Origin of the sequence: Sphingomonas aerolata (assembly GCF_003046295.1) — a bacterium.
Taxonomy (GTDB): Bacteria; Pseudomonadota; Alphaproteobacteria; order Sphingomonadales; family Sphingomonadaceae; genus Sphingomonas; species Sphingomonas aerolata.
In genome coordinates this window covers 662,414-685,956 of the sequence record NZ_PZZN01000003.1, presented here as the reverse complement: position 1 = coordinate 685,956, position 23,543 = coordinate 662,414, and the positions used below count along the sequence as shown (strand labels likewise).

Annotated in this window: 20 protein-coding genes and 1 tRNA gene; 10 read left to right on the top strand and 11 right to left on the bottom strand. The window is 60.7% G+C overall.

Features of this window, described 5'->3' with window-relative positions; all coding sequences use genetic code 11:
• The first annotated feature begins 58 nt into the window (after window positions 1-58).
• The gene (locus C8J24_RS15650; protein WP_208620973.1) at window positions 59-628 is read left to right on the top strand and encodes a GAF domain-containing protein; all 570 of its coding nucleotides are present in this window, start codon (window positions 59-61) and stop codon (window positions 626-628) included.
• Between the two features lie 46 nt (window positions 629-674).
• On the top strand, window positions 675-1,019 hold the full coding sequence (locus C8J24_RS15645; protein ID WP_107933800.1) for a hypothetical protein: 345 nt from the start codon (window positions 675-677) through the stop codon (window positions 1,017-1,019).
• A gap of 128 nt (window positions 1,020-1,147) precedes the next feature.
• Here C8J24_RS15645 and C8J24_RS17910 read toward each other — a convergent pair whose 3' ends face one another.
• The 4 genes from C8J24_RS17910 to C8J24_RS15620 all read right to left on the bottom strand — a co-directional run bounded on the left by C8J24_RS17910 (window position 1,148) and on the right by C8J24_RS15620 (window position 7,709).
• Window positions 1,148-1,807 carry a PEPxxWA-CTERM sorting domain-containing protein gene (locus tag C8J24_RS17910; protein WP_244180766.1) on the bottom strand — a complete coding sequence of 220 codons (660 nt, stop codon included), beginning with the start codon at window positions 1,805-1,807 and terminating at the stop codon, window positions 1,148-1,150.
• 2,697 nt (window positions 1,808-4,504) lie between these two features.
• The gene (locus tag C8J24_RS17415) at window positions 4,505-4,765 is read right to left on the bottom strand and encodes a hypothetical protein (RefSeq protein WP_146163715.1); all 261 of its coding nucleotides are present in this window, start codon (window positions 4,763-4,765) and stop codon (window positions 4,505-4,507) included.
• Window positions 4,766-5,762: 997 nt separating this feature from the next.
• Entirely contained in the window at window positions 5,763-6,092 is a 330-nt protein-coding gene (locus C8J24_RS15630) for an HIRAN domain-containing protein (protein WP_107933796.1), read from the bottom strand.
• Between the two features lie 1,065 nt (window positions 6,093-7,157).
• Entirely contained in the window at window positions 7,158-7,709 is a 552-nt protein-coding gene (locus C8J24_RS15620; protein WP_107933794.1) for an FxDxF family PEP-CTERM protein, read from the bottom strand.
• A gap of 981 nt (window positions 7,710-8,690) precedes the next feature.
• On the opposite strand from C8J24_RS15620, the gene C8J24_RS15615 reads away from it, so the two are divergent.
• The 5 genes from C8J24_RS15615 to C8J24_RS18030 all read left to right on the top strand — a co-directional run bounded on the left by C8J24_RS15615 (window position 8,691) and on the right by C8J24_RS18030 (window position 13,597).
• Window positions 8,691-9,386: a hypothetical protein gene (locus C8J24_RS15615; protein ID WP_167396786.1), complete on the top strand. Its 696-nt coding sequence runs from the start codon at window positions 8,691-8,693 to the stop codon at window positions 9,384-9,386.
• 5 nt (window positions 9,387-9,391) lie between these two features.
• A complete protein-coding gene (locus C8J24_RS17645; protein WP_167396785.1) occupies window positions 9,392-9,535 on the top strand; it encodes a hypothetical protein in 144 nt (47 codons plus the stop codon).
• A gap of 127 nt (window positions 9,536-9,662) precedes the next feature.
• Window positions 9,663-10,880, top strand: a complete 1,218-nt coding sequence (wcaK, locus tag C8J24_RS15610) for a colanic acid biosynthesis pyruvyl transferase WcaK (protein ID WP_107933790.1) — start codon at window positions 9,663-9,665, stop codon at window positions 10,878-10,880.
• Complete coding sequence (locus C8J24_RS15605) at window positions 10,877-12,214, top strand: oligosaccharide flippase family protein (protein WP_107933788.1); 1,338 nt, start codon at window positions 10,877-10,879, stop codon at window positions 12,212-12,214. The genes wcaK and C8J24_RS15605 overlap by 4 nt, the downstream gene beginning before the upstream one ends.
• Before the next feature lie 840 nt (window positions 12,215-13,054).
• Entirely contained in the window at window positions 13,055-13,597 is a 543-nt protein-coding gene (locus C8J24_RS18030; RefSeq protein WP_338110821.1) for an XF1762 family protein, read from the top strand.
• Window positions 13,598-13,668: 71 nt separating this feature from the next.
• Here C8J24_RS18030 and C8J24_RS15590 read toward each other — a convergent pair.
• The 3 genes from C8J24_RS15590 to C8J24_RS15580 form a co-directional block, all read right to left on the bottom strand.
• Window positions 13,669-13,744: transfer RNA gene (locus tag C8J24_RS15590), tRNA-Ile, on the bottom strand.
• A 123-nt stretch (window positions 13,745-13,867) separates the two neighbouring features.
• Window positions 13,868-14,134 carry a hypothetical protein gene (locus tag C8J24_RS15585; RefSeq protein ID WP_031393308.1) on the bottom strand — a complete coding sequence of 89 codons (267 nt, stop codon included), beginning with the start codon at window positions 14,132-14,134 and terminating at the stop codon, window positions 13,868-13,870.
• A gap of 154 nt (window positions 14,135-14,288) precedes the next feature.
• Window positions 14,289-15,689 carry a M20/M25/M40 family metallo-hydrolase gene (locus C8J24_RS15580; RefSeq protein ID WP_107933786.1) on the bottom strand — a complete coding sequence of 467 codons (1,401 nt, stop codon included), beginning with the start codon at window positions 15,687-15,689 and terminating at the stop codon, window positions 14,289-14,291.
• A 104-nt stretch (window positions 15,690-15,793) separates the two neighbouring features.
• Between C8J24_RS15580 and ettA the strand changes: the two genes are divergently transcribed.
• The 3 genes from ettA (at window position 15,794) to C8J24_RS15565 (ending at window position 19,697) form a co-directional block, all read left to right on the top strand.
• Entirely contained in the window at window positions 15,794-17,473 is a 1,680-nt protein-coding gene (ettA, locus tag C8J24_RS15575) for an energy-dependent translational throttle protein EttA (RefSeq protein WP_031439507.1), read from the top strand.
• A 250-nt stretch (window positions 17,474-17,723) separates the two neighbouring features.
• Entirely contained in the window at window positions 17,724-18,917 is a 1,194-nt protein-coding gene (locus C8J24_RS15570; RefSeq protein WP_244180764.1) for a sensor histidine kinase, read from the top strand.
• Between the two features lie 66 nt (window positions 18,918-18,983).
• Window positions 18,984-19,697, top strand: coding sequence for a DUF3108 domain-containing protein (locus C8J24_RS15565; protein ID WP_146163714.1), 714 nt, complete (start codon window positions 18,984-18,986; stop codon window positions 19,695-19,697).
• A gap of 17 nt (window positions 19,698-19,714) precedes the next feature.
• On the opposite strand, the gene C8J24_RS15560 is transcribed toward C8J24_RS15565, so the two are convergent.
• The 4 genes from C8J24_RS15560 to C8J24_RS15545 all read right to left on the bottom strand — a co-directional run bounded on the left by C8J24_RS15560 (window position 19,715) and on the right by C8J24_RS15545 (window position 23,473).
• A complete protein-coding gene (locus C8J24_RS15560) occupies window positions 19,715-20,485 on the bottom strand; it encodes an NYN domain-containing protein (RefSeq protein WP_031439510.1) in 771 nt (256 codons plus the stop codon).
• A gap of 10 nt (window positions 20,486-20,495) precedes the next feature.
• Window positions 20,496-20,876 carry a DoxX family protein gene (locus tag C8J24_RS15555; protein WP_031394250.1) on the bottom strand — a complete coding sequence of 127 codons (381 nt, stop codon included), beginning with the start codon at window positions 20,874-20,876 and terminating at the stop codon, window positions 20,496-20,498.
• Window positions 20,877-20,973: 97 nt separating this feature from the next.
• Window positions 20,974-21,450, bottom strand: a complete 477-nt coding sequence (locus tag C8J24_RS15550) for a GreA/GreB family elongation factor (RefSeq protein WP_107933782.1) — start codon at window positions 21,448-21,450, stop codon at window positions 20,974-20,976.
• 19 nt (window positions 21,451-21,469) lie between these two features.
• Window positions 21,470-23,473: a lytic transglycosylase domain-containing protein gene (locus tag C8J24_RS15545; protein WP_107933780.1), complete on the bottom strand. Its 2,004-nt coding sequence runs from the start codon at window positions 23,471-23,473 to the stop codon at window positions 21,470-21,472.
• Window positions 23,474-23,543 lie beyond the last annotated feature (70 nt).

Sequence of the window (23,543 nt, the reverse complement as noted above, 5' to 3'; positions counted from 1 at the left end):
CAAACGGACGCTTAGGCTACCTATCTGCTCGATTGGGCACATAGGGCTAGGATATGATATGTCGATCTCGTTCTACATCATGGCGGATAAGCCGGAAAATGAACGCGAGCGCGAAAGGGCCATTGCGACAAGCAATCTCATCGCCAGTCCGCATGTCGGCAGATTCCGGCCGATCTTGGATGCTGTCCGCGATACCCTGAAAGCAAAGTCCGCCGCCATCACCATCGTCTATCAGGACTCGACTTACGTATTGTCCGCAGCGGGTTTCGAGGCCGGCATCTATAAGAGGTCTACGTCCTTCTGTGCGCATGCCATTCTATCCCCCGACGAACTGACGATCGTTCCGGACGCCGGCGCAGACGAGCGTTTCGCCGGCAACCCCTTCGTCGACACGATCGAAGGCATTCAATTCTATATCGGTGCGCCGCTACGCGACGAAGACGGCACCGTACTCGGAGCCTTGTGCGTCTTCGATGAAAAACCCCGTGACTTCGTCACGGACGACGACCGGGCGCGGATCATCGCGTTGAAGAAAGAAGCAGAGGCGATTGTCCACGCCATAAGCAAGCAGGCCGACGTCGATGGCGGTAAGGCAGTCCAGTCTTCGATGCAAAGCCAGCGACCGTGATGGCCACGTGTGTGCAAGGACGCAAACTGCCGAAGCTAGCCTTCAGATGAATATGTATCGCAAAATCGCGAGCGATATCTCGCCGGCGCTGATCGAACGTCGTTGCGCATCCCGGCATCTCGTCAACCTGGGGGCGCTTCTGATCACCCCGCTGGGCGAAATGATACCCGCGACTGTGACGGGCGTCTCTACGCGTGGTTTTAGGGTGAAAGCGGATTATGGCGTGACGATCGGCCGATCCGTCGGCCTCGCCATTCCGGGCCTGCCGAGATATGTCGGGTGGGTCGCCTGGTCCTATCTTGGCGAATTCGGGCTGGAGGGTGCCCAGGAAATTACCGAGGACGCCGTCGAGCATATTGTCGCACTAGGAACCCCTTCGGCGATTATATAGTTCAGCAAGCTGCAGGATCCTCGACGCCCTCATTCTGGGGTCAGAAATCAGACGCAGATGACGCTGGACTGAAAAGCCGCCGACCATTGAAGGGCGGCGGCTCTATCTGGGATGAACTGCCATCGAGATCAGGCGTAAACAGTACCTGTGACGACTTTACCGATGCGCCGGCGGAGGCTGAAGCCAACTCCCCCGAAGCCGACGAGCATCATGAGCCACGTTGCCGGCTCTGGAACCGCGCCGATCGAAACGGTCGCATTTTCAGGTGCGAAATCTGTAATCTGGTTGACGTTACCCACACCGTTTCGGGGCCAGAGATTAAACCCATATTGCGTTGGCCCAAAGCCCGTGCTTGGCAGCAAGGCGAGCGGAACCCGCGCTGTCAGCATGTTCCCCGCGATGGAAATACCAGCTGGGTCCAAGGCGTTTGGACCGACCGATCCGGTGCCGTTCTTCTGTATCACGATGGCCTGATTGAAGATCACATCGGGTTGACCGATCGAGGCAAAAGGCCTGGCGATGCCTGTACCGGTGTTGACGCCGAAAATGTACAGACCCGCCGTCTGCGGATCGATATCCCCGGCGAAAGTGGCGCCTAGCGTGAAGAATTGCGACATACTGTCGTAATTGACCGAGAAGCCTGTGACGTCGAGATCTGCAAAACGCGGACCCGCAGTATATGACGGAATGAAGTCGTCGGTCGGATCCATGATTGATACAGCTGCAGCGGGTGTTGCACAAATTGTCGTCAATCCAAGCATTCCGACTATGATTGCCTTGTTTATCATGGGACTATCCTCGAAAGTCGGCAACCAGCGTCGCCATTCTTTCCTTATCATACTCCGAAATTCTCGACTATAATCCTAATGGCTTAAGACGCACTACTCCAATCGGATTATAGGAGACCTCCGCATATCCTTGGATTCGCCGGTTATATGATGCGAATTTCCCTGAGCAAGCGGCGGGAGTGGTCTAGGTTCCCCTACCGATCGGGAAAGGTGCAGCTGCTCCACTTCCCGACGGAAGTTTTCCGGCCCGATCGTGACGGATGCGGTGTCGCAACAGGCGGTCGCCGCGCCTCATGATCTTACCGATGGGAAGCGCCATCGGACACGCATGATCGTGATCGATGACCAGAAATGGCATCGCGTTTGGCCATGCAGTCGAAGGTGCAGTCTGAAGCTCTGAACGTCTCGGCGAAGGAGGCGAGGGTGCCGATCGACGGACCCGGCTGAGCCGTCACGCGCGACATAGAGGCGGCGTCCGTCCCTACCGATCAACTGCTCGGTAGGCGCAAGTCGGCCCGTCGTCAGTCGCTCGACGCTCTCGGTCGCCTCCCCGGTCGAGCCCGTCCTCGTCCGGATAGAACGCGTGTGGATCTTAGCCCGGTCCCTGTTTCATACGTGCTTGAGCTTGTGAGCGGCGTACCCGAGACCGAGAAACGCTGCGACGGAAGAGCCGGCCCAGCCCACCAGGATCATTACCATTGAAACATCCTCTGCTCCGCGGCGCGTTTCGCACCGTCATAGCGCGCAATAAGTCCTGTTTTTGTATGGTTAACAAGACATCAAGAGTGACCCAACAGTCATTTATTTGATGACGGGCTAGGCTGGCCACCGGGTGACGTCGAGGCTCCCCGAGCTGCTTGATTGTCCTTATCTTTCTGCACTCGCAGCTGGCGGGTAGTTGCAAACTGATTGAGAACAAAAACGGCACGATGGAGTTCAGGTGCGATCCTGATTCGCTGCCCGGATGCGTTCAATAAGAATGTAATCCCCACAAGATCGACTGCCCGAGCACGCGAAAGAGCAGGCAGGAGCCTCGCTAGCCTCCCTACGATGATAGGGCGAAACGCCGCCTAGCTGAACCAGCACGTCACTCGCGGTTCGCCGCGACGCCTGCCAGCGGAGGAACGCCGCCACCGCGCGATTGTCCTCAACGCCGACGAGCGGGCACTGGGCGCGCGCGATCGTTGGTCACCGGGAGAGCCTCCGGATCCTGTCAGATCGCGCGAGACAAGGCGTTGCCGCGCATCAGGTGCGGCAACGGCCGGAAGGTTTGGGAATCGCCAGCAGCATGTTCGGATGGCCTTGCGGGGATATTGGGCGAGGGTAATTCGAAATACCCCCTGAGCCGCCCCCGGAACGCCTAATCTGCGACGGTTATGCGCGGCCGACGTGTCGGGAATCCGCCGCTTCGTGCCAGCATGACTAAAGCGGCGTTGTGCGCGCGCAATGAGCAGCTTCTCTCGGCGCTCAATCAGATTGCGGCATCCGATTCCACTGTCAGGCGGCGGCATTGCAGGAAATCGCCGCTGCGGCCCTCGCGGCGCATGCGAGCGGCGCATGATCATCGACACCCTCAATCCTAAATGCAGGAGTGCTGGAGCTCGTGTACCTATCCTCGGATCTTGGGGGCGCGGGGAAGTGCTATGCGGGTTTTAATACTAGTCGCGATGTCGCTGGCGCTGATCGGATGTAAGGAACAGTAGATCGCGCACGATGCAACGATGGCGATCGCAGAAGACGTATCAGAAGACGCCATCTCCCCGCTCTAGGACAAAGTTACGAACCTTGAGGAGCGGCTGGCTGCCCTTGAGGTCGACCTTCGGGCGGAAGAAACCTATTCGAAAGCGGTGCATGTCGCGCTCGACGAAGAACGCGAAAACCGCGCCAAGGACGTGAACCGCTCCGGGACCACTACAACAACCACCTCAGCCGATTCCACGGTGCGCCGTGAGCGGCCGGAGCGCTGGACCCACCTCGACCAGATGGTCGGAGAGGGCGTTTCACACTGGACGAGTCTACACGCCATGACCAGGAGCCGCCTTTGGACGCGATGCATCAGAGGCATCCCGTGACCTACCCGCGAACGCTTGGATATGGGCGAGAAGGTCGGTCAGGCGTCGATATTCATCGACCAGCCCGCTCAAGGTCCAAACCCTTTCGTCATTAAGTTTTGAACGTCGCAGCTGCATCTCGCGCGGTCCTAGCCGCCGATGCCCGACTCCCAAGCCGGTTATTTCGTCAATCTCAATGGCAATGCCCCCGCCGAAGGTGACAGAACGGGCGTGAGCATATTCCGCACGTCTGTCGGCCCCCTGCCTGAGGGCGGCGACCAGAACTTTCCAGTCGGCAGCTAGCTTAGGCGTCGGGCCAGCTTCAATCGCTTTCGTAATGACTTTGCAGCGAGTGACCAAATTTCTGTTCCCGAGGGCGCTGTAGACTGCACGCATTTGTGGACGAATTGGCCCATCCCACATTGAGAGAAAAACAAATTCGATAAAGTCATCGCATTCTTGATATCGGGAAACACATCGGCCTAGGTGGCCCACGTTCGCGCCGCGTGGTGCGGGAATTGGGCATCCGCCGCTGTTATTTCCGCGTTGGTGAGCTTGGGCTTATCCCTCACCTTATCGTGTCTTAATCTACGGTACTGAGCAACCTCCAGGCTAAGCCCCGAACTCCGGCCCTTCCTCATCCAATTCAGTGCGGCACGCCGGTCGTAGGCATTCGATAGACATCCCGGGTCTGCTGCGCGCCGTCGGCAGTAATCCCATCAAATTTGCGCCACGCTGCAGCTGAATTGCAGACGCGCGTGGCCATGAAGGAGCCCGTCGGAGTCATTGACCGGCAGATCTTCTTCGCTTTGGCTGGCGCCTCTACGGCCTTGGCAGGGGCTTCTGACGTTTGCGCCTTTACGCCAATGGGAGTGAGGATCAGCGCAACTGCAACGCGATATTTCATCGTTCGACTCCTGCAATTCGACCGAAAGTATACGATCGACCTTCGTATGCAAGAGCGTCACTGGGACTGACGTTTTCTGACCTAGCTAGCGCGCTGCTCCGCTCCAAACTCAGGGCCTCCCTCAACAGGAGGCAAGCGATCTCGGTCACTGAGTATCGTCCTGCCGTGGATCAATACCCGGAACGATCTGCCGCCACTGGTCGCTGATTGGTCTACGGGAGAATTGGCATGCTGCGTTCCTTGCGTCCGGAAATTCTGAACGTCTCAGCAAACGAGGGGAGGGTGCTGATCGATGGGCCGGGCGTTGCTGTCACGCTCGACATCGAAGCGGCGTCAGTCCTATCCGATCAGCTGCTCGCTGGGTGCACCTCGGCACGCCGGCAACAGCGTGACGCGATCGGTCAGGTGCCCCATTCAGATCCTTGCTCACCAGTATAGCTGGCAGCGCGTTCAGTCAGGCTGACTTGGGTCCTTACGGAAAATAACCTAGGTTAATCTTAACCTTGTATGCCGAACGCGAGCTTGGCTCCCAAGAATTCGCTTTGTAACAAGCCGCCCCATGAACACGCCCTTTGGACACGACGCAGAAATCTTGCGTTCCGCGATCGCTTGGGCGCTTCACGTCGCCGACGTATCTAACAATCCGCTTGTGGCCTCTTTCTTAGCCGATGCACTTCACCATGCCGAGAATGACGCCTACCGCTCTTGCGCGGCCGCTGGCACTATCTTGCCAGGGTGGAACGTGTTTGCAGTGTCTGCGGACAGTTCAGCTGGATCGGAAGTTCGGTAACCAGAGTGCGATTCAGGCACCATCTCGAGCAGTGCGGCACGCATTGCTTTGAGGGCGTCCCGTTTCCCAAATCTATCTTCGCGGGCCTTAGCGATCGTGTCGCGTTCGTCAGCCCCAGCCTTTGCCCTAGGAGTCGATCATAGTACGGGACGAAATTGCTGGGCTTCATATTGAAAACATAGGTCAAACCGGGCCGCAACCCCGATGTTAAACGCCGAATTCGGGGCCTTCCTTGTCAGGGTAAAAGGCGTGGGGATCGTAGACCGGTCGCTGCGCCGGCCGAGCCTGGCGGGGAGGTGGGCGCTTTAAAGCATCGGGGACCGGGTCGGGCAGGGTAGGCACCCCGCTTCCGTGCATCGTCTGAAAGACGGCGATCGCCTCGCCTTCCTTTATCCGCTTGCCGATCAGCGGCGCGCGCTCTGCGCTGACATAGCCCAGTTGGGTGCCGCGCTCGCTAAATATGGCAACGGCGTTTCCGTCGTATGGGTTGCTCGGCTCGAAGCGCAGCTCGACCGCTACGCCAGGCGCGCATAGCATGCACTCCCTGCGGCGGTTGCTCTTGCTCGTGTCCTCGTTCGGAAAGTCGATGCGATCAACGAAGGGCCGTCGCAGTAGTTCGGCGTAACGAACGCCTTTAACTGGCTATCTGGTAGGCGGGCGGTTTAAGACTGCGCACACAGCCATGCAAAAGGCAGTGAAACCTCTTGGCCTTGCTTTTTCGCAAATGCACCGATGAGAGTCCGGCAAAGGATATGACGCGGTCGTGAACACAAAAAATGCCCGGCTCGGAAAGCCGGGCATTTTAAGCTTCAGCCGTTGTAAGGGTCACCATTGGCCTAGTAACGCATTGCTTTGCACCCTGAAGGATACGTCAATGACGCCAATAGTGATCCCCAAGCTGATGGCAAAGTTAACCCCGAATGGGCTTGCCGATTGGCCAGTAGCGCATTTGAACCCCCAGATTTGAAAGTGCTTGTCTTTCGACAAGGGGATTTATGCATTGAATCTGTTTAGTAATTGCAACTCCACGCGGTTAAAGTGGATTAACTGAAAATTCTTGATGCCAATGCTAGCCCGCGTATTGCCGACTACGGTATATGTGCCGGACCGACGCAGCTGCCGCACAGTGCCGTTGAATGAGGCCGTCACACTCTGGCACCGACCAATTTCGCTATCCTGCTGCGCGGCTTTCCAAAAGAACACGAGGGGCCGGCGCTCGGGGCAGTGATGTCAGAGACAGCGCAGGGTTAGGCGGACCGCTGGTGTGTCTACGCGACCGTTGACGGTCTCAATGAGCGCGGCTCTTATTGGATTTTCTGCATTGTCACTCCGTTGACGTTTGACCACTTAGACCCGACCCATGTGGTCCCTCGGTATCCGGACCATAGATCTGCTCCGTGGCTGTGGACGGCATAAGGAAGTCGACTTCGACCAGTTCGCGCCTGACCGTACGCTTAGGTGTCGGTCAACGGCGGTCGTCGCGCCACATCAATCCCTCCGCAGCCGCAATCGCGCTGGATTCAAATGAAAACAGCCGCCAACCTCGAAAGGTTGGCGGCTGCCTTCACACGGCCGGACACTGGGACCGGCTGTGAAATCTGCTTAGGCGAATGCGATCTTCGCCTGGCGACGACGAACGCGCATCGATGAGCCGATACCGCCGATACCGAACAGCATGATTGCCCAGGTACCGGCCTCGGGAACTGCTGCCGTCGGCTCAAAGGTTGCGGTGCCGGCATAGGAACCGTTACCACGCGAGAGGCCGTTCACGACGATCTGGTTCGTCGCACCTTTTGCGATCGCCACGTTGTTGATCTCGAAAAACTCGGCCTTGCCGACAACAGTCTTCGACGCTGCGAAGCCATTGATGAACACCGACAGGATATCAAGATCTGTCGGGCTGAAGAACCGCGTCGTGCTCGTGCTGAGCGTACCGCTAGCCAGACCGGCCTGATCGATGATGAAATTGAAAGTATCCGTGAATGCACCACGCTTGATGCCCGCCCGGCCGAAATCTGCGGAAACGGTACCATTCTTTATATCGCCGCTGACGGTGAACTCCGGGTCGTTCGGAGTGAAGTTAACTGCGTGAGCCGCTGGGGCTATCGCGAATGCAGATACGAATGCCATTGTCGAAAGAAGTAAACGCTTCATGATGATCTCCTCTACCTTATGTCGAGCAAACAAGTATCGGGGGCCATATGGTTATGCAAACGGGTATGTTGTTTCAAAACGGCCGCTACCCAGCCTTTGTGCGATTTCGGGACAGCCGCGTCTTTTCGGTAGAAGAAGGCTTGCGGCCAGCGATGATCTTTGCAGATGCTGCAAAAGGCTGACGCTATGCAATGGTTAACACAGCCTATTGGTATTGGTTAGCTCACCATCAAGTGAATGCGCGTGAAGCGAACAACTAGAACTCTAGGACGGTACGGTCAGATACCTGCGTTTACGGTGACAACTTATGTTGTTTGGAGCAGAGGTTGTATGGTCTTAAGGTTTTTTCGCCACAGGCATGCCGCCCTCCAAGCGAATAAGATCGCTGTGTCTGTGGCTAGATTGTCATATGCATGAGCAACTATGATCACCTCGCCCATGACTTGTTATTAGTAGAAACGTCCGGCTCTTTTGAGTCGAGTGCTTTCATCGCTTGTAAAGCTTATCGAAAATCCAATAACGTATTTTCGGTCCCCTTGATTGCTGGTGAACATGCATCCATCGGCACCAGCAGCGTTATAATACCGACCATAGATCTGACCTGTGACTGTAGATGATATAAGGAGGTCAACGTCGAAGCCTGCCCGGGGACCGAGGCTGTGTCGTCGATGACCCGGTTCTTCCGGTGCGGGGAGTGCGGCAAGCGCGCGACGGCGGCGCGGCCTGGGCGGCTGCATCGGGGCGCGGCAGGCTCGACGACGATCAATATTTTATCGGTAAGAAGGCGCGAAAGATGGCCGAGCGCTGAATTATGTAGCGCAGCTCGCGCGGACCAAATTCGACGCCAGATCGCTGCTAACCCGGCGCACACGTTCGGCCGCTAGCACATAAATACGTCACATTTCAGGACAGCAAACCTGCAACCTTGTCTTGCCCCCCTATAGCGAAAGGCTACAGATTTGTGACAATCTAGGGGGTAGGATGAATAGTAAGGCGGATAGGTCAGTATCGCGTACCTTAATGTGGCTGGGCTTAATATTGACGGTCGACTTGCTCTTGCTAATCGTCTTTCTAAGATGGGCCTACGTCGAGCATTATAATATCACTACAAGTTTCTTTCACGACGATTTAAAGTTTTCGTCCCTAGACGGATCGTTGATTGAGCGTTGGGGGTATGCAAAGGAAGCTTATATAGTCGGACTCGCTGCTTACGCTTTCTCAAAGTCGAAAGAGTTTTTTTATGCTGCTTATGCCGTGCTCTTCTTGGCAGTGTTAACAGACGACTCCCTTCAGCTTCACGAGCATATCGGTGCGTGGCTTTCTGATCCGGCGCTGCTCGGAGAGTGGGGTAGCCTTCCTTCGGCTGCTCTGGTCAGCGGCGCACCACTCGCACTGGCTCTGCACGGATTTCGGAAACTTCCAAGCAGACGTAAGTCGCCCGCCCTCATGCTGCTTGCGGGGTTCGGTATTATGGCGTTCTTTGGAGTAGTCTTCGATAGTATTCACACTCTACTTATTGACGCTGAGCACTTTCAAACAATTAGCTCATTCATTGAAGACGGTGGTGAGCTTATGAGTTTAACGTTAATCATCACCGTTTGGCGGCGTTATATGCCGTCAATCGTCCTTGCCTATCAGCCAATAAACCGCCAGCCGCACCTGGTTGTAGAACAGTAGGACTCGTGCCTGAGGTGCGGCAGGCGCCCGAAGGCCGCGCGTCCTGGGCGGCTGCATCGGGGAACGTCCGGGTCGACGCAAGTCGATCGCGCAACCTCACCGACGAGCGCTACATCCCCGGGGGCGAGGCGCTGCTGGACTGTTATTGACAACTCTTAAATGTCACTACAAGGGCTGCCGGTACACCGTCCTCACACCGCGGTTGCTGTACATTTCCATCGCTGGTAGCTGCCGCCGATGTCATCCGACGCGGGATGGGGAAGCTTGGGGAATGACATGCGGTTGTTATTGGTCGGAAATCACACGTGCGGCAATCGTGGGGATGCCGCTATCGCGCGCGGTTTGATTAAGGCACTCGAGAACGAGTTGCCTGGCGCCGAAATCGTGATGACCAGCCGGTATCCCGTTAGTTCAAGTTACCTGCTCAGTCGTCCAATCGAAAACGATCTTTTTCATGACTTACGGTTCCAGCCAGGTCGTGCAGGAGACCTTGCTCGGCGGGCGCTTCCCTACCTTCTACTCGCCGCAGTCGAAGAAGTCCCAGGCGCCTTTGCATTGCTTCCGGCAGTTGTTCGTGACCGTATCAAATACATTAAAAAGTTTGATGCAGTTATCCAGGTTGGAGGGTCTTTTTTCGTGGACCTATATGGGCCCCGCCAGTTTGAAACATGCTTTGCGGCTATTTTAGCAGAGACACCCCTTTTGGTGCTTGGGCACAGCATGGGACCTCTTGGGGGGAAGCGGTACCAACGATTTGTTCGGGCCTTATTAACGAACTCGCGACGTGTCACGATTCGTGAGCCTATCAGCATGGGGTTGCTCACTGATGCTGGTATGCCGCTTGAAAACGTCAGAGCCGGAAGTGACACCGCTTGGCTCGTGCATCCGCCGAAGGATGAGCCAACTGCAGACCGAACAGCGCGATCGCGTATCGGTATCACCGTTCGGCATTTGGCGCCGTTCGACAAGCGCCTCAATACTACGCAGGAAGCATATGAAATAGCAGTAGCGGCTATGTGCGATCGGCTAATCGAAGAGGGGTACGACATCGTCGCTGGTTCGACGTGTACCGGCATTGATAGTTATAACCGTGACGATAGGATGATCGCTCTGAGCATTGCCGGTCGCGTCCAAGACCCGAGCCATTTCAGAGTCGTCATGGATGAACTCAATGACCTTGAACTAGGCGCGCTTTTTTCAACCTGCGATCTTGTTGTCGGAACAAGGCTCCACAGTGCAATCATAGCCCTTGGGGCTGGCACACCCGCGATAGCACTTAATTACGAGCACAAGTCCGAGGGGATAATGGCTCAGCTTGGTCTTCCGATACTAGCCCGCCCGATATCAGCGCTCCTTGACGGTAGCCTTACGGAGCACGTTCTAAGCTTACTGCGAGATATCTATGCTGTGAAGAAGAGTTCGGCACAGGCAGTTGCGGCCGAATATCGGCGTGCTTCTGCCATGATAAGCGAAGCTGTTAGCGCAATTCGATGAAAAACAGAGACGGGGTGTGGACCGTTGCCGCAACTGGCATTGGCGCTGTATTTCAGATAGCGCAAATGGCAATTGCAGCGCGATATTTGTCCGCCATCGAATTTGGTATTTTGGCAATAGTCGCAGTCAGCGCAAATATTGTTCTGGCGTTTCAAGATATGGGACTATCCAGCTTTTGCGTTCACTTGGGAGACGCGGACAGAAGGAGTCATTCCACTCTATTCTGGACGAGTGCCGCTTTTGGATTGGTCTCGGCAATTGGGATGTTTTTACTCTCAGGGCTACTGAGTTCGCTGTATAAAATGCCGTCAGCACAGCCTCTTTTTATGCTGGTGGCTCTCAATCTTTTTCTGGTTGGAGTAAGCGGACAATATCAGGCCAACCTGATCCGCACCTTCAAGGCGAGACGGCTGGCACAGTATGAGATCGTCGGAAGAATTGTGGCCTTCGGTGCCACCACGGGTCTTCTGGCTTTACACGTGCTCGGCCCGGGCGCGATAATTGCTGGAATGGTCGTCTTCACGACATCAAAGCTAGCCCTGATGAGCGTTACCGCGCCTCGAGAGACAAGGCCGCACTACGAATTTGACCGCAGCCTCGCACCGCGCGCATTAGCTTTTGGAGCAAATCAGGCAGGATCGCAGGTTATAAGTCAAATTCGTGCGCAGGCGGATCAGCTTATAGTTTCAGGAATATTCGGTCCTCGCGCCGCGGGAACCTACTATCTCGCGAAAGAGCTGGTGTCGTATCCTATGCGGTTCATGCAGCCGCTTATAGCCCGTCTGACGCTACCGTCTTTTGCTTTGCTGCAAGGGGACCGTGGAGAGCTTCAGGCTGCATTCTTATTGTCAGTGCGTCGAACCTCAACATTAAGTGGTCTGACATTCGCAGGGGTGGCTGTTCTATCACCGTGGCTGGTCGAGATCATGTATGGCCTCCGTTTCATTCAAGCCGTCCCCATAGTTATAGCCTTGGCGACGTTTGGCGCGGTGAGGCCAATTGGATTGAGTATCGGAATGCTTGCTCAGGCCACTGGGCGAGCTGGTCATGAGTTAAGGTGGACCCTTATTTCGTCTTCGATATCTATATTACCTCTACTCGGGCTGATGCTACTCAAACCTGCGCCATTGGCATTTGCCGTTGCGGCGAGCGCGGTTCAGGTGCTCGTGACAATTGCAGCCCACCCCTTCTTTGTGCGGCCGCTCGAGCCAGTACCATTTCGCGCTTATATCCAAAGCGCTGCCCCCAGCTTAATCTTGGCTGTGGTTGGCGTCTTAGCCGCGAGCGTAATCAACCTTCCGTCACTCCACTCGATCTGGCTCAGCGTTCACTAAATATCCGGAATGGAGGCCAATCTCGGATGATTTAGGTCGCTGGTCAGACGGAAGCACGGAAATGCGTAAAGTGCTCGTGTAACCAGCTGAAGTTCGTTTTTGACTGAACACCACACATCAACCAAAGCAATGCCCCGTTCGGAAAGAGGCGGCGCTTCTACGACGGACTATTGGACGACTAATGAGGTTCGCCGAGTAAAACGCCCGGCTCTTCCGAACCGGGCGCCATAGTCACATCGCGTCGTAGTAGCCCGCGTGCAGCTTCGCCAAGTGGCGTTGAACGTGCCGCCATTGGCATCTGCATCCTTCGCACGATCGCGGCCGTACTCGGTCTTGCCCTTGGCAGAGAGCTTCTTAGACCGTGCGTTTTCGATATTGCTTATGGTTCTTCTTCCCACTTCGGTTGTCCAAATCGACAATGGTATAGAGGCCTGCGAGGCACTCGGCTCCGAGGATCCCTATAAGCCTCCCGCTGACTTGATTATCGGGGATGCGTGAAACGAGAGGGTTGGCTTGCCGCTGCGGCGCCATAGCTTCCGGAATTTCGACAAATCGCAGCGCTGCTCTCCGGCACCGGGCTGACTGATCCCCCACAGACCTTGCCGATCACCTACGGCTGGATGATGGGCTATCTACCCGGCTGGCTGGCCACCGCGTTGATATCGGCCATGGCAAACGGCAGTCTGCTGCCAGCCTCATCGTCGAGGCGTTCGGCGACGCCGTCATTCCGCAAATCCCCGAAGCCATTAGCCGAGCCATTTTGAGAACCGAGCGGGCGCTGGCGGAGATCTACGGGCGGGAAGCCGCATGATCACGCTTCGCCCGGTTTAGCGCATTGAGGTGCGGCAGTTTGTCTTGGATCATCACCGCCACCACGGATGGGTGTTGGGCTTCCTATGGCTGCATGGCTTGGCGGGGGAGGGCGGCGCGCTGGTCGGCATCGCTGTAGTCGGCCGCCCGGGCGCACGCGTCCTGCAGGACGGGCTGACCAGAGAGGTCACCCGCCTATGCACCGACGGGAAGCCGAATGGCTGCTCAATGCTCTACGGCGCGGCGCGGCGTGCCGCGATCACCAAAGGATACAGGCGCGGGCTCACCTATATCCTTACGAGCGAGACCGGCGCTTCGCTGCGTGCCGCGGGCTGGCGGTTCCTCTGGCGCGTACCTGGTCGCAGCTGGGAGACGCCCTCTCGGCCGAGCACTGACAAGTACTCAACCGAGGACAAGTCAGCCTACGGATGGGGCGATTGGCCGGCATGCGAATCGACGGAATGCCGCCGTTTACGCACCGATCTGGGGATACAGAAATTGCCATCTGGAATTATACCCCCAGATATCCCCACGAATGCGCCGCACTCTCACCCCGCCGTATGGAACGTATGAGACGAAAAGCCCCACAAACGACGCAATTCTGCGCATCCCTGACGAGGTAAGGTAGTAATAACTTTAGAAATTGGTGGGCCCGGCAGGAATCGAACCCGCAACCTAGCCGTTATGAGCGGCCAGCTCTAACCGTTGAGCTACAGGCCCCACCGCCGCCTGCGTTAGCGCAAGCGTTTCCAAAGAAAAAGGGTACCAAAGAAAAAGGGCGCTCCCGAAGGAACGCCCTTTCCGACTCCAAAACGCTGTCGAGCGCAAGCGCCCGACAAGGTCTTAGTTCATGTTGTCGGTCTTCTCGTCGGCAGCGTCGCGGACGTTGTCTGCTGCTGCGTTCATGTTGTCGGCTGCGTTCTCGAGCACGTCGGTTGCGACAGCGTTCGAGGTGTTGTCTGCCATGGCGTCCATGTTGTCAGCCTGCATTTCCATGTTGTCAGCCAGCATGTCCGCGTTGTTCTCTACTGCGGCGGCTTCTGGCGACTTGCTGCAGGCTGCGACGGACATCAGGCCGGCGGCAGCAGCGATCAGAACGATCTTCTTCATTCGAATGCTCCCAAGCATAGTTTCACTCGCGGCCGACCCGATTGCCGTCGCGAAGCCCCGTCAAATAGCGGCCCCCGACCGGCGGTCAATCCGCTAAATTCATCGACCAGCAAGCTTTGCGACAGTCCGATGACGGGCGGGTTGCCGCAACTGGTCACTTTCTTGGCACGACCGAGCCGATTTCCTCGGGCGCATTGGCCACGATCGCGAGCATCGTCGTCCAGGCCGCGACGTTCTGGCGAAGCTGCTCGGGATCGACCCGGTCGAGCGTATCGTCGGGCGTGTGATGCGTGTCGAAATAGCGCGTACCCGACTGGTTGAGGTCGATCGCCGCGACGCCCAGCGCCATGATCGGGCCGACATCGGTGCCGTCACCGCCGACCCCTGCGCCGCGCGCGATGCCGAGCGGGGCGAGCGCGGAGGCGAGGCGATCGCCGACCGGCTTCGCGCTGTCGGGCAGGTTGGTCTCGAACCGCCAGACGCGGTCCGCGCCGAAATCGGATTCGCCCGCGGTCGCGTGACGCTCGGTCTTGTGCGCCTCGGCATAGGCCTTGCCGCCAAAGCCGCCGACCTCTTCGGCGCCGAACCAGACGACGCGGATCGTGCGCCGCGGGCGCGGGCCGTCGAGGATGCGCTTGGCCGCCGCCGCGGTGATCGCCACGCCGCTCGCATCGTCGATCGCGCCCGTGCCGAGATCCCAGCTGTCGAGATGCCCGCCGACCAGCACGATTCCCGCCTTGGGATCGGTCCCCGGCACTTCGGCGATCACGTTCCCCGATTCGTGCGTGCCCGTCATCCGCGGGGTCAGGACGAGCGTCATCGTGATCGGCTTGCCGCGCGTCGCGATCCGTTCGATCAGCTCGGCATCGGGTACCGACAGCGCCGCCGACGGGATCGGCGTGACGCCCTCGGGGAAGTTGGTCGTGCCGGTATGCGGATTGCGGTGATGATCGGTACCGATCGAGCGGATCACGATCGCGGCGGCACCCTTGCTCGCCGCCATCGCCGGCCCCACGAACCGTGCAGGGCCGAACGCGCCATAGCTCGACCCGTCCTGCGTCGGCTCCATCGCATTGCCGACATAGGCGATCTTGCCGGCGAGGCTCCCCGCGGGTGCCGCCGCCAGGTCGCCATAGGTCTTGAACACCACCACCTGCGCAGTGAGGCCGCCCACGGGCGTCGCGCCCGAATTGCCGAGCGCGGTCAGCTTCAGCGCCTGCGGGAAGGGCGACAGGATCGAGCCCGTCTCGACGCCGCGCACCCAGACGGGCATCTGGTACGGCTCGATCCGCACGTTCTTGAACCCCAGCGCCTTCAGCTTCGTCACCGACCAGGCGCGCGCACGCGCCTCCGCCTCGGTCCCCGCCAGCCTGGGGCCGATCTCGGTCGTCATCCCCTCGACGATGTCATAGGCGACGTCGTCCTTGAGCGCGGCATCGCGGAGCGCTGCGACCTTCGCATCGACCGGGGCAGGGGCGGGTGGTGCGGTCCGCTGTGCCATGAGAGGAACGGACAGGGTGGAGGCGGCCAATACCGCGAGCGTGTGCTTCATCATCCGCGACAGCCTATGTCGCTGCTCCCCGTTTGCCAACGGCCCGCCGCATCGCTATCTGCGCACGTCAAATCCCGCCTCATTCAAGCATGGAGCTCGGCACCCACATGGCCGTCCAGTATACCTACGTCATGAAGGGTCTGACCAAGACCTTCCCCGGTGCCGCAAAGCCCGTCCTCAACAACATCCACCTCCAGTTCATTCCGTCCGCCAAGATCGCGATCATCGGCCCCAACGGGTCGGGCAAGTCGACGCTGATGAAGATCATGGCGGGCATGGATCCCGATTTCACCGGCGAGGCCTGGGCGGCCGAAGGCGTCAATGTCGGCTATCTCGCGCAGGAGCCGCAGCTCGATCCGACCAAGGACGTGATGGGCAACGTCAAGGACGGCGTCCGCCCCGTCGCCGACCTCGTCGACCGGTTCAACGCGATCTCGGCCGAGATGGGCGATCCGAAGGACGACACCGATTTCGACGCGCTGATGGAGGAAATGGGCGATCTCCAGGCCAAGATCGATGCGGTCGACGGCTGGGCGCTCGACAGCCAGCTTGAACAGGCGATGGAGGCCTTGCGCTGCCCGCCGGGCGATGCGTCGGTTGAAAATCTCTCGGGCGGCGAGAAGCGCCGCGTCGCGCTCTGCAAGCTGCTGCTGGAGAAGCCGCAGATCCTGCTGCTCGACGAGCCGACCAACCATCTCGACGCCGAGAGCGTGTCGTGGCTCGAGAACTACCTCAAGGAATATACCGGCAACGTCATCCTCGTGACGCATGACCGCTACTTCCTCGACAATGTCGTCAACTGGGTGCTCGAGCTCGATCGCGGCCGCTACTACACCTACGAGAGCAACTATTCGGGCTATCTGGAGAAGAAGGCCCAGCGCCTCAGCCAGGAAGAGCGCGAAGAGGCCGGCAAGCAGAAGGCGATCGCCGACGAGCTGGCGTGGATGCGCCAGACCCCCAAGGCGCGCCAGACCAAGTCGAAGGCGCGTATCCGCGCGTTCGACGAGCTGATGGAGAAGCAGGAGAATCGCGTCGCCGGCAAGGCCGCGATCCTGATCCAGCTGCCGTCGCGTCTCGGCGGCAAGGTGATCGAGGCGAAGGGCCTGACCAAGTCGTACGGCGACAAGCTGCTGTTCGACGGTCTTGACTTCACGCTGCCGCCGGGCGGCATCGTCGGCGTGATCGGCCCGAACGGCGCGGGCAAGTCGACGTTGTTCAAGCTCATCACCGGTCAGGAAACCCCGGACACGGGCACGATCGAGGTCGGCTCGACCGTCAAGCTCGGCTATGTCGACCAGAGCCGCGACGATCTCGATCCGAACAAGAACGTCTGGCAGGAAATCTCCGACGAGCTCGAGATCTTCCGCTTCGGCAAGCAGGAGATGGGCACGCGCGCCTATGTCGGTGCGTTCAACTTCCGCGGCCAGGATCAGCAGAAGAAGGTCGGCCAGCTGTCGGGCGGCGAGCGCAACCGCGTCCACATGGCCAAGATGCTCAAGGAGGGTGGCAACGTCCTCCTGCTCGACGAGCCGACCAACGATCTCGACGTCGAGACGCTGCGTGCGCTCGAGGAGGCGCTCGAGACGTTCGCAGGCTGCGCGGTGGTCATCAGCCATGACCGTTTCTTCCTCGATCGCCTCGCGACGCACATCCTCGCTTTCGAGGGCGACAGCCATGTCGAGTGGTTCGAGGGCAATTACGCGTCGTACGAGGAGGACAAGCGCCGCCGCCTCGGCGACGCCGCCGACCGCCCGACGCGTCTGGCGTACAAGAAGCTCACGCGCTGAGCGACGGCGCTCCGCCGTGGCCCGGAGCACCGGGCTGCGGCGGACGTCCACCTACCATCTAAACTCCGTCATCCTGACGAAAGTCAGGATCCAGGGTCACACGCGGCCCGCTTGATTGCTCTGGATCCTGACGTTCGTCAGGATGACGAGGGTGGTGTAGGACCGAGCTGGTGCCTGCCACGCAAGCGCCATGTTGATCCCCTAACCGGGGTCGGTACGGGAAATCTTGGTCCCCACGAACGGAGCAGGCGTGACAGTCATCGAACACTCCCCCGGTGGAGATGCCCCCCCGGGTGCCGGGGAGCTGCAATACCGGCTTCGCCAGCAATCGATACTGGCCGATTTCGGGATCGAGGCGCTGCGCGCGCGCGATCTCGAACCGATGCTCCAGCGTGCCACCGAATTGTGCGGCGAGGGGATGCGCTCGAAATACTGCAAGTTCCTCGAATATCGCCCCGAACAGGACAGCCTGTTCGTGCGCGCGGGGATCGGCTGGGCGCCGGGCGTGGTCGGATCGGCCGAGATGCGCACCGATCTCGCCTCGCCCGCGGGCTTCGCGCTCGAGACCGGCCAGCCGGTGATCTCCAACCATCTCGAGAATGAGGAGCGGTTCCGTACGCCCGCCTTCATGGCCGAGCATCATATCCGCCGCGCGATCAACGTGCTGGTCGAGACGTCGGGCAAGCGCTTCGGCGTGCTCGAGGTCGACAGCCCCGACGAGGGCAAGTTCGAACCCGCCGACCTCGCCTTCATGCAGGGGTTCGCCAACCTGATCGGCGTCGCGATCGAGCGGCAACAGGCCGAACAGCGCTTGAGCGACGCGATGGAACATCAGGAGCTGCTCACGCGCGAGGCGAGCCACCGCGTCAAGAACAGCCTCGCGCTCGTCTCGGCGATGCTCAACCTCCAGATGCAGGAGGATGACGACCCGCGCATCACGCGGCTGCTCGGCGACGCGCAGGCGCGCATCACCGCGATCGCACAGACACATGATCAGCTCTGGCGTGGCGAACAGGTCGGGATCGTCGCGCTCGACGATCTCGTCTGCGGAATCGCGACGGGGCTGGCCGAACAGGCGCCGCTGCACCGGATCGACTGCGACATCGACGCGATCCGGATCAGCGCGGATACCGCGATCCCGCTCGGCCTGCTCGTCACCGAGCTTGTCACCAACGCGATCAAATATGCGTATGGCGAGGGTGGCGGCGTCATCGCGGTGACGATTCGCAACGCCGACGGCCGGATCCTGCTGACCGTGTCCGACGACGGCGTCGGGCTGCCCGCCGATTTCGACCTCAAGGCCGCCTCGCGCAAAAGCCTCGGCATGCGGATGATCGGCAGCCTTGCCCGGCAGTTGCGCGGCACGATCGCGATCGAGAATGCCGAGCGCGGCACCTGCGCGGTCCTCGACATTCCCGATCCGAGGATCGTGCTTCCGGACTGATCGCTTGACGCGTGTATGATGTCCGTAGCACACCTCTCCCACAGTGACGGGGTGGGGATGATGGACATGCTGATGATGCTAGCGGCCGCGGCGGCTGCGGTGACCGCGCCGCAGGGCGACAGGGTCAAGCCGGTCGACCAGTGTTTCGCGATCTACCGCCCCGGCTCCCCCGCAGGCACGCAGGCCGCCGGAACATCATCCGACCAGACCGTCATCGGCGCGACTCGGCAGGTGATCCGCGCCACCCGCATTAACGGCCGGCCCGCCTGGGATATCGTCATCCATCAGCGCGTACCGATGGCGAATTTCGCGATGCGCGATCACTTCGTCCTGAACCGCGACGATCTGACGCCGATCACCTTCGACAACAGCCGGAGCGGGGTCGAGCATGTCGCGCTGCGCTACACCCCCGGCCGCATCGTCGGAACGAAGACCGACAAGGCCGTCGTCACGCCGATCGACGTCGCGGTGGCGGGACCGATCTGGGAGGGCAATCTCTGGGGCGTGACGTTCGGCGCGTTGCCGCTCGCGATGGGCAAGAGCTTCTCGCTGCCCTTCTACCAGTATGACGGCGGGATCGGCCGCTTCACGCTCACCGTCACCGGCAGCCAGAGCGTCGCGACACCGACCGGGCCCGTCGATTCCTGGACCGTCGCGGTTCTCAAGGACGGCAAGCCGAGTGCCACCACGCTGATCGCGAAACGCGACGCGCGCGAACTGGGCAGCTTCGCCGCGCGGGGCGGGACGAAGCTTGGCGGCGACTGCACCGGGCTCGACTGAGTGACCGGTGCCCCCGCTCAGCGCACCCGCTTGACGTAGATCCGACCGCCGTCACGGCGTTCGGTCTGGAAATTGGGCACCGCCTCGATCAGCTCGGACAGATGGTTGAAGCCATAGTTGCGCGCATCGAAGCTCGACCGGTTGCCCGCACGCTGTCCGAGCTCGGTCAGGCTCTGATAGCCCTTCTCGTCGCGTTTGCCCGCGTTGTACGCGTCGATCAGCAGCTTGATCAGGTCCGACCCGATCGGCTCGCCGCCGCGCGACCGGCGTGCCGCGGGCGCGGCGGGGGCAGGGGCCTTCTCGCCACCGATCGCGGGCGGCAGTGACAGCGGCATCGGCTCGGACTCGTCGTCGAGCGCGCTGACGTCGATGAAGCGCGTGCAGGCCTGGCGAAACCCCTCGGGCGTGCGGCTCGTGCCAAAGCCATAGACGGGCACGCCGTCCTGGCGGATCCGCATCGCCAGCGGCATGAAGTCGCTGTCCGACGACATGATCCCGAACCCGTCGATCCGGCCGCGGAACAGCAGGTCCATCGCGTCGATCGTCATCTTCATGTCGGTCGCGTTCTTGCCCTTGGTCAGGTCGAACTGCTGCTGCGGCTCGATGCCGTGCTTGATCGACATGTCGCGCCACCCCTTGAGCGCGGGCTTGGACCAGTTGCCATAGACGCGCCGGACGTTGACCGTCCCGAGCTCGGCAAGAACGGTCAGCACCGGGTCGAGCGTCGCCGAGGAGGCGTTGTCTGCGTCGATCAGCAGCGCGACGTTGCGGGTGGTTGTATCAGCCATGCTGCCGGGATTAGCCCCGCCCGCGCCCCGCGTCCACGCTCCACGCGCCGCCACCCGCTGCGGCGAGGTAGAGGAACACGAAACAATAGAGTACCGCCGCCTCGCCGCCATTGGCGATCGGGAAGGGCCCCTGCGGTGCGTGCGCAAGAAAATAGGCCGCCGCCGACATGCCCGACAGCAGGAACGCCACCGGCCGCGTGAACAGCCCGACGATCAGCAACGCGCCCCCCACGACCTCGATTATGCCCGCGACGTAGAGCAACGGAGTCATCGCCATCGGGAAGGGCGGCAGTCCGAAGAACTTGGAAATGCCGTGGCTGAAGAATACCAGCGCCACGACGATGCGCATCACGCTGAGCAGGCGGGGGGACCAGGTGGCGGGTATCGGCATGGGATCATCCTGAACGTCGTTGCGGTCCCGCTACGTCCTATGCGCGCGTGCCTGCGTCAACGCGCCGGATGGAAACGGACCGTTCAGCGATGGGAGATCAGGGATAGGCGATCGCGATCACCTCATATTCGCGCTCGCCCGCGGGCAGGTCGACGCGGCGGATATCACCGATCGCGGCACCCCTCAGTGCGCGGGCGAACGGCGAATTCCAGCCGATCCGCCCATTGCCCGCATCGGTCTCGTCGTCGCCGACCAGCGTGAGCACGCGTTCGACATCCTCCTCGTCCGCCACCGTCACGCACGCGCCGAACCAGACGCGGCTGCGGTCCTCTTGCACGGCGGGATCGACGACCTTGGCCGCCTTCATCCGCCGCGACAGCCAGCCGAGCCGCCGGTCGATCTCGCGCAGCCGCTTGCGCCCATAGATATAGTCGCCGTTCTCCGACCGGTCGCCATTGCCCGCCGCCCAGGAAATCACCTCGACCAGCTTGGGCCGCTCGCTGCCGAGCAACAGCTCATATTCCTCGCGCAGCACCGTATAGCCTGCCGGGGTGATGTAGTTGGGCCGATCCATGCGCGCCGTCTCGTCCGGTTCAGCCCGGCCGGGTCTTGCCGAGATACCAGGACGTCCGTGCGACGCTGCGGCTCTTGGCGCGAGCGGGGTTCATCAGGTCGTAGACGACCGCATTCTCGATCACGCGCTGCACATAGTTGCGCGTCTCCTGATACGGGATCGCCTCGATCCAGTCGATGATGTCGACCGCCCCGGTCCGCGGGTCGCCATTCGCGCGCAGCCACTTGTTCACATTGCCACCGCCAGCATTATACGCAGCAATCGCAAGCGGATAGCTGCCATAGTTCGCATAGATCCGCTGGAAGTAGCTCGACCCCAGCATGATCGACAGATTGGGATCGGTCGTCAGCGACGCCTGGTTGTAGGCGAGCCCGATCTTGCCCGACTGCTCGCGCGCGGTCGCGGGCATCAGCTGCATCAGCCCGCGCGCACCGGCATGGCTGATCGCGGCGCGATCGAACTGGCTCTCCTGCCGCGAGATCGCGTGGATGATCGTCCAGTTGTCCTCATAGCCCGCCGGCACGCTGACGGTCGGGAAGCCCGCCGCCGAATAGTCGCTGAGCCCGTTCGCCAGCGCGCTGCGCCCGACCATCACGCCCAGATCGGGGCGGTTGATGCGCGTCGACAGTTCGGCGGCGAGCGCATGGTCGGTGTCGGTCGTCGCATCCGCGGCGATCTGGCGGACGAACGCGGTCTGGTCCTGCCAGTCGGCGATCTGGCCGAGGAACTTGACCGCGCGCACCGTCTCGCGCTGCTCGAACGCGGCGCGCACCGCAGGCGCGATCGCAAGGCTGGCCATCGGCGGTGGCGGGGTCAGCGCGCGGCCCATCCGCTCGGTCGCGAGCTGTCCGTAATATTGATCGCGGTAGCCGGCCGCCTGCGTGTAGAAGGCGGTGGCATCGGTTTGCCGGCCCGCCGCCTCGGCCGCGCGACCCGCCCAGTAATAACCCCGCGCGCGCACCACCGGCGAATTCGACCCGCGCGCATAGCGGTCGAACAGCGTCATCGCGTCCGCCGGCCGGCCGAGCTGCTTCATCGCCGCCTGCCCGCCGAGCCAGGCGAGATTGGTATATTCGTCGCGCTCGGCATAGGATTTGGCCGAGATGTTCGCCCCCGCCGGATAGGCATCGTCGATCTGCCGCGCGATGTCATAGGCGACCTGCCACTGGCCGTCATTCGCCGCGCCGCGCGCATTGGTCACCAGGATCTCGTACCATTCGCCCGCATTGCCCGGCCGGGTGGTCAGCGCCCGCGGCCGCGCGAGCCAGGCGCGCGCGCTCGGGCTCGCGCCGCTGTTGCGCAACCACACCGCGCGGTCGGCGACATAGCCGGCGTCGCCGCGATACGTCTCCATCGTCGCCGCGGACAGATCGGACGCGTTCGGTGCATTGGTCCGGAAGGCGAGCCGCGCCTCGAACAGCGCGCGCTTGGCGGGACTGACCAGCAGGATCTGGCGCTGCGCTGCGCTCGTCTGCCCCGACCAGAGCAGCGCGTCCATCCGCGCATCCTGATCGTCGGGCGACAGCGCGCCGGGGAAGCCTGTTGTCACCGCGACCTGATCGATCGACGACAGACCGCCCGACCGCCAGGCGGTGCGCACCGCGGCATAGGCCCGGTCGCGCTGCCCGGTCGCCTGCAATGCGCGCGCATAGGCAAGATTGCCCGTCGCGGACTGCGGCGGATAGCGCGTGAAGAACGCGACGACGCTGCCCGCCGCACCGCTGCCGATCGCCGCCTGCCGCTCCGCCGCGCGGCGATTGGCGGTCTCGTTCGGCCAGCCGGGATGCGCCATCAGGAACCCGGCATAGCTGTCGAACGGCAGCGCATCGGTCTGTTGCAGCGCGCGCCACTGCGCGATCGTCGAGGCGATCGCGCCGTCGCTGGCCATCGGCTGCGCCTGCGGGCCGATATTCGAAAGCTGCGTTCGGTACCGGTCGAGCGTTTCCTGTCCGACCCCTGAAGATACCGCCGTGCCGGCCAAAGCCGCCAGGACGATGCTCGATTTGAACGCCAATGCTACCATGTGGACAGGATAGCAGTTCAACCCGTATCTGTCCTGAACGAAACGCCCGAATTCAGCGCGGCAGGAGCGC

Excerpts from the sequence above, each read along its gene's own strand:
- C8J24_RS15650 (WP_208620973.1), top strand. The coding sequence starts at position 59 with ATGTCGATCTCGTTCTACATCATGGCGGATAAGCCGGAAAATGAACGC.
- C8J24_RS15645 (WP_107933800.1), top strand. The coding sequence starts at position 675 with ATGAATATGTATCGCAAAATCGCGAGCGATATCTCGCCGGCGCTGATC.
- C8J24_RS17910 (WP_244180766.1), bottom strand. The coding sequence starts at position 1,807 with ATGATAAACAAGGCAATCATAGTCGGAATGCTTGGATTGACGACAATT.
- C8J24_RS17415 (WP_146163715.1), bottom strand. The coding sequence starts at position 4,765 with ATGAAATATCGCGTTGCAGTTGCGCTGATCCTCACTCCCATTGGCGTA.
- C8J24_RS15630 (WP_107933796.1), bottom strand. The coding sequence starts at position 6,092 with ATGCTATGCGCGCCTGGCGTAGCGGTCGAGCTGCGCTTCGAGCCGAGC.
- C8J24_RS15620 (WP_107933794.1), bottom strand. The coding sequence starts at position 7,709 with ATGAAGCGTTTACTTCTTTCGACAATGGCATTCGTATCTGCATTCGCG.
- C8J24_RS15615 (WP_167396786.1), top strand. The coding sequence starts at position 8,691 with ATGAATAGTAAGGCGGATAGGTCAGTATCGCGTACCTTAATGTGGCTG.
- wcaK (WP_107933790.1), top strand. The coding sequence starts at position 9,663 with ATGCGGTTGTTATTGGTCGGAAATCACACGTGCGGCAATCGTGGGGAT.
- C8J24_RS15605 (WP_107933788.1), top strand. The coding sequence starts at position 10,877 with ATGAAAAACAGAGACGGGGTGTGGACCGTTGCCGCAACTGGCATTGGC.
- C8J24_RS15585 (WP_031393308.1), bottom strand. The coding sequence starts at position 14,134 with ATGAAGAAGATCGTTCTGATCGCTGCTGCCGCCGGCCTGATGTCCGTC.
- C8J24_RS15580 (WP_107933786.1), bottom strand. The coding sequence starts at position 15,689 with ATGATGAAGCACACGCTCGCGGTATTGGCCGCCTCCACCCTGTCCGTT.
- ettA (WP_031439507.1), top strand. The coding sequence starts at position 15,794 with ATGGCCGTCCAGTATACCTACGTCATGAAGGGTCTGACCAAGACCTTC.
- C8J24_RS15565 (WP_146163714.1), top strand. The coding sequence starts at position 18,984 with ATGCTGATGATGCTAGCGGCCGCGGCGGCTGCGGTGACCGCGCCGCAG.
- C8J24_RS15560 (WP_031439510.1), bottom strand. The coding sequence starts at position 20,485 with ATGGCTGATACAACCACCCGCAACGTCGCGCTGCTGATCGACGCAGAC.
- C8J24_RS15555 (WP_031394250.1), bottom strand. The coding sequence starts at position 20,876 with ATGCCGATACCCGCCACCTGGTCCCCCCGCCTGCTCAGCGTGATGCGC.
- C8J24_RS15550 (WP_107933782.1), bottom strand. The coding sequence starts at position 21,450 with ATGGATCGGCCCAACTACATCACCCCGGCAGGCTATACGGTGCTGCGC.
- C8J24_RS15545 (WP_107933780.1), bottom strand. The coding sequence starts at position 23,473 with ATGGTAGCATTGGCGTTCAAATCGAGCATCGTCCTGGCGGCTTTGGCC.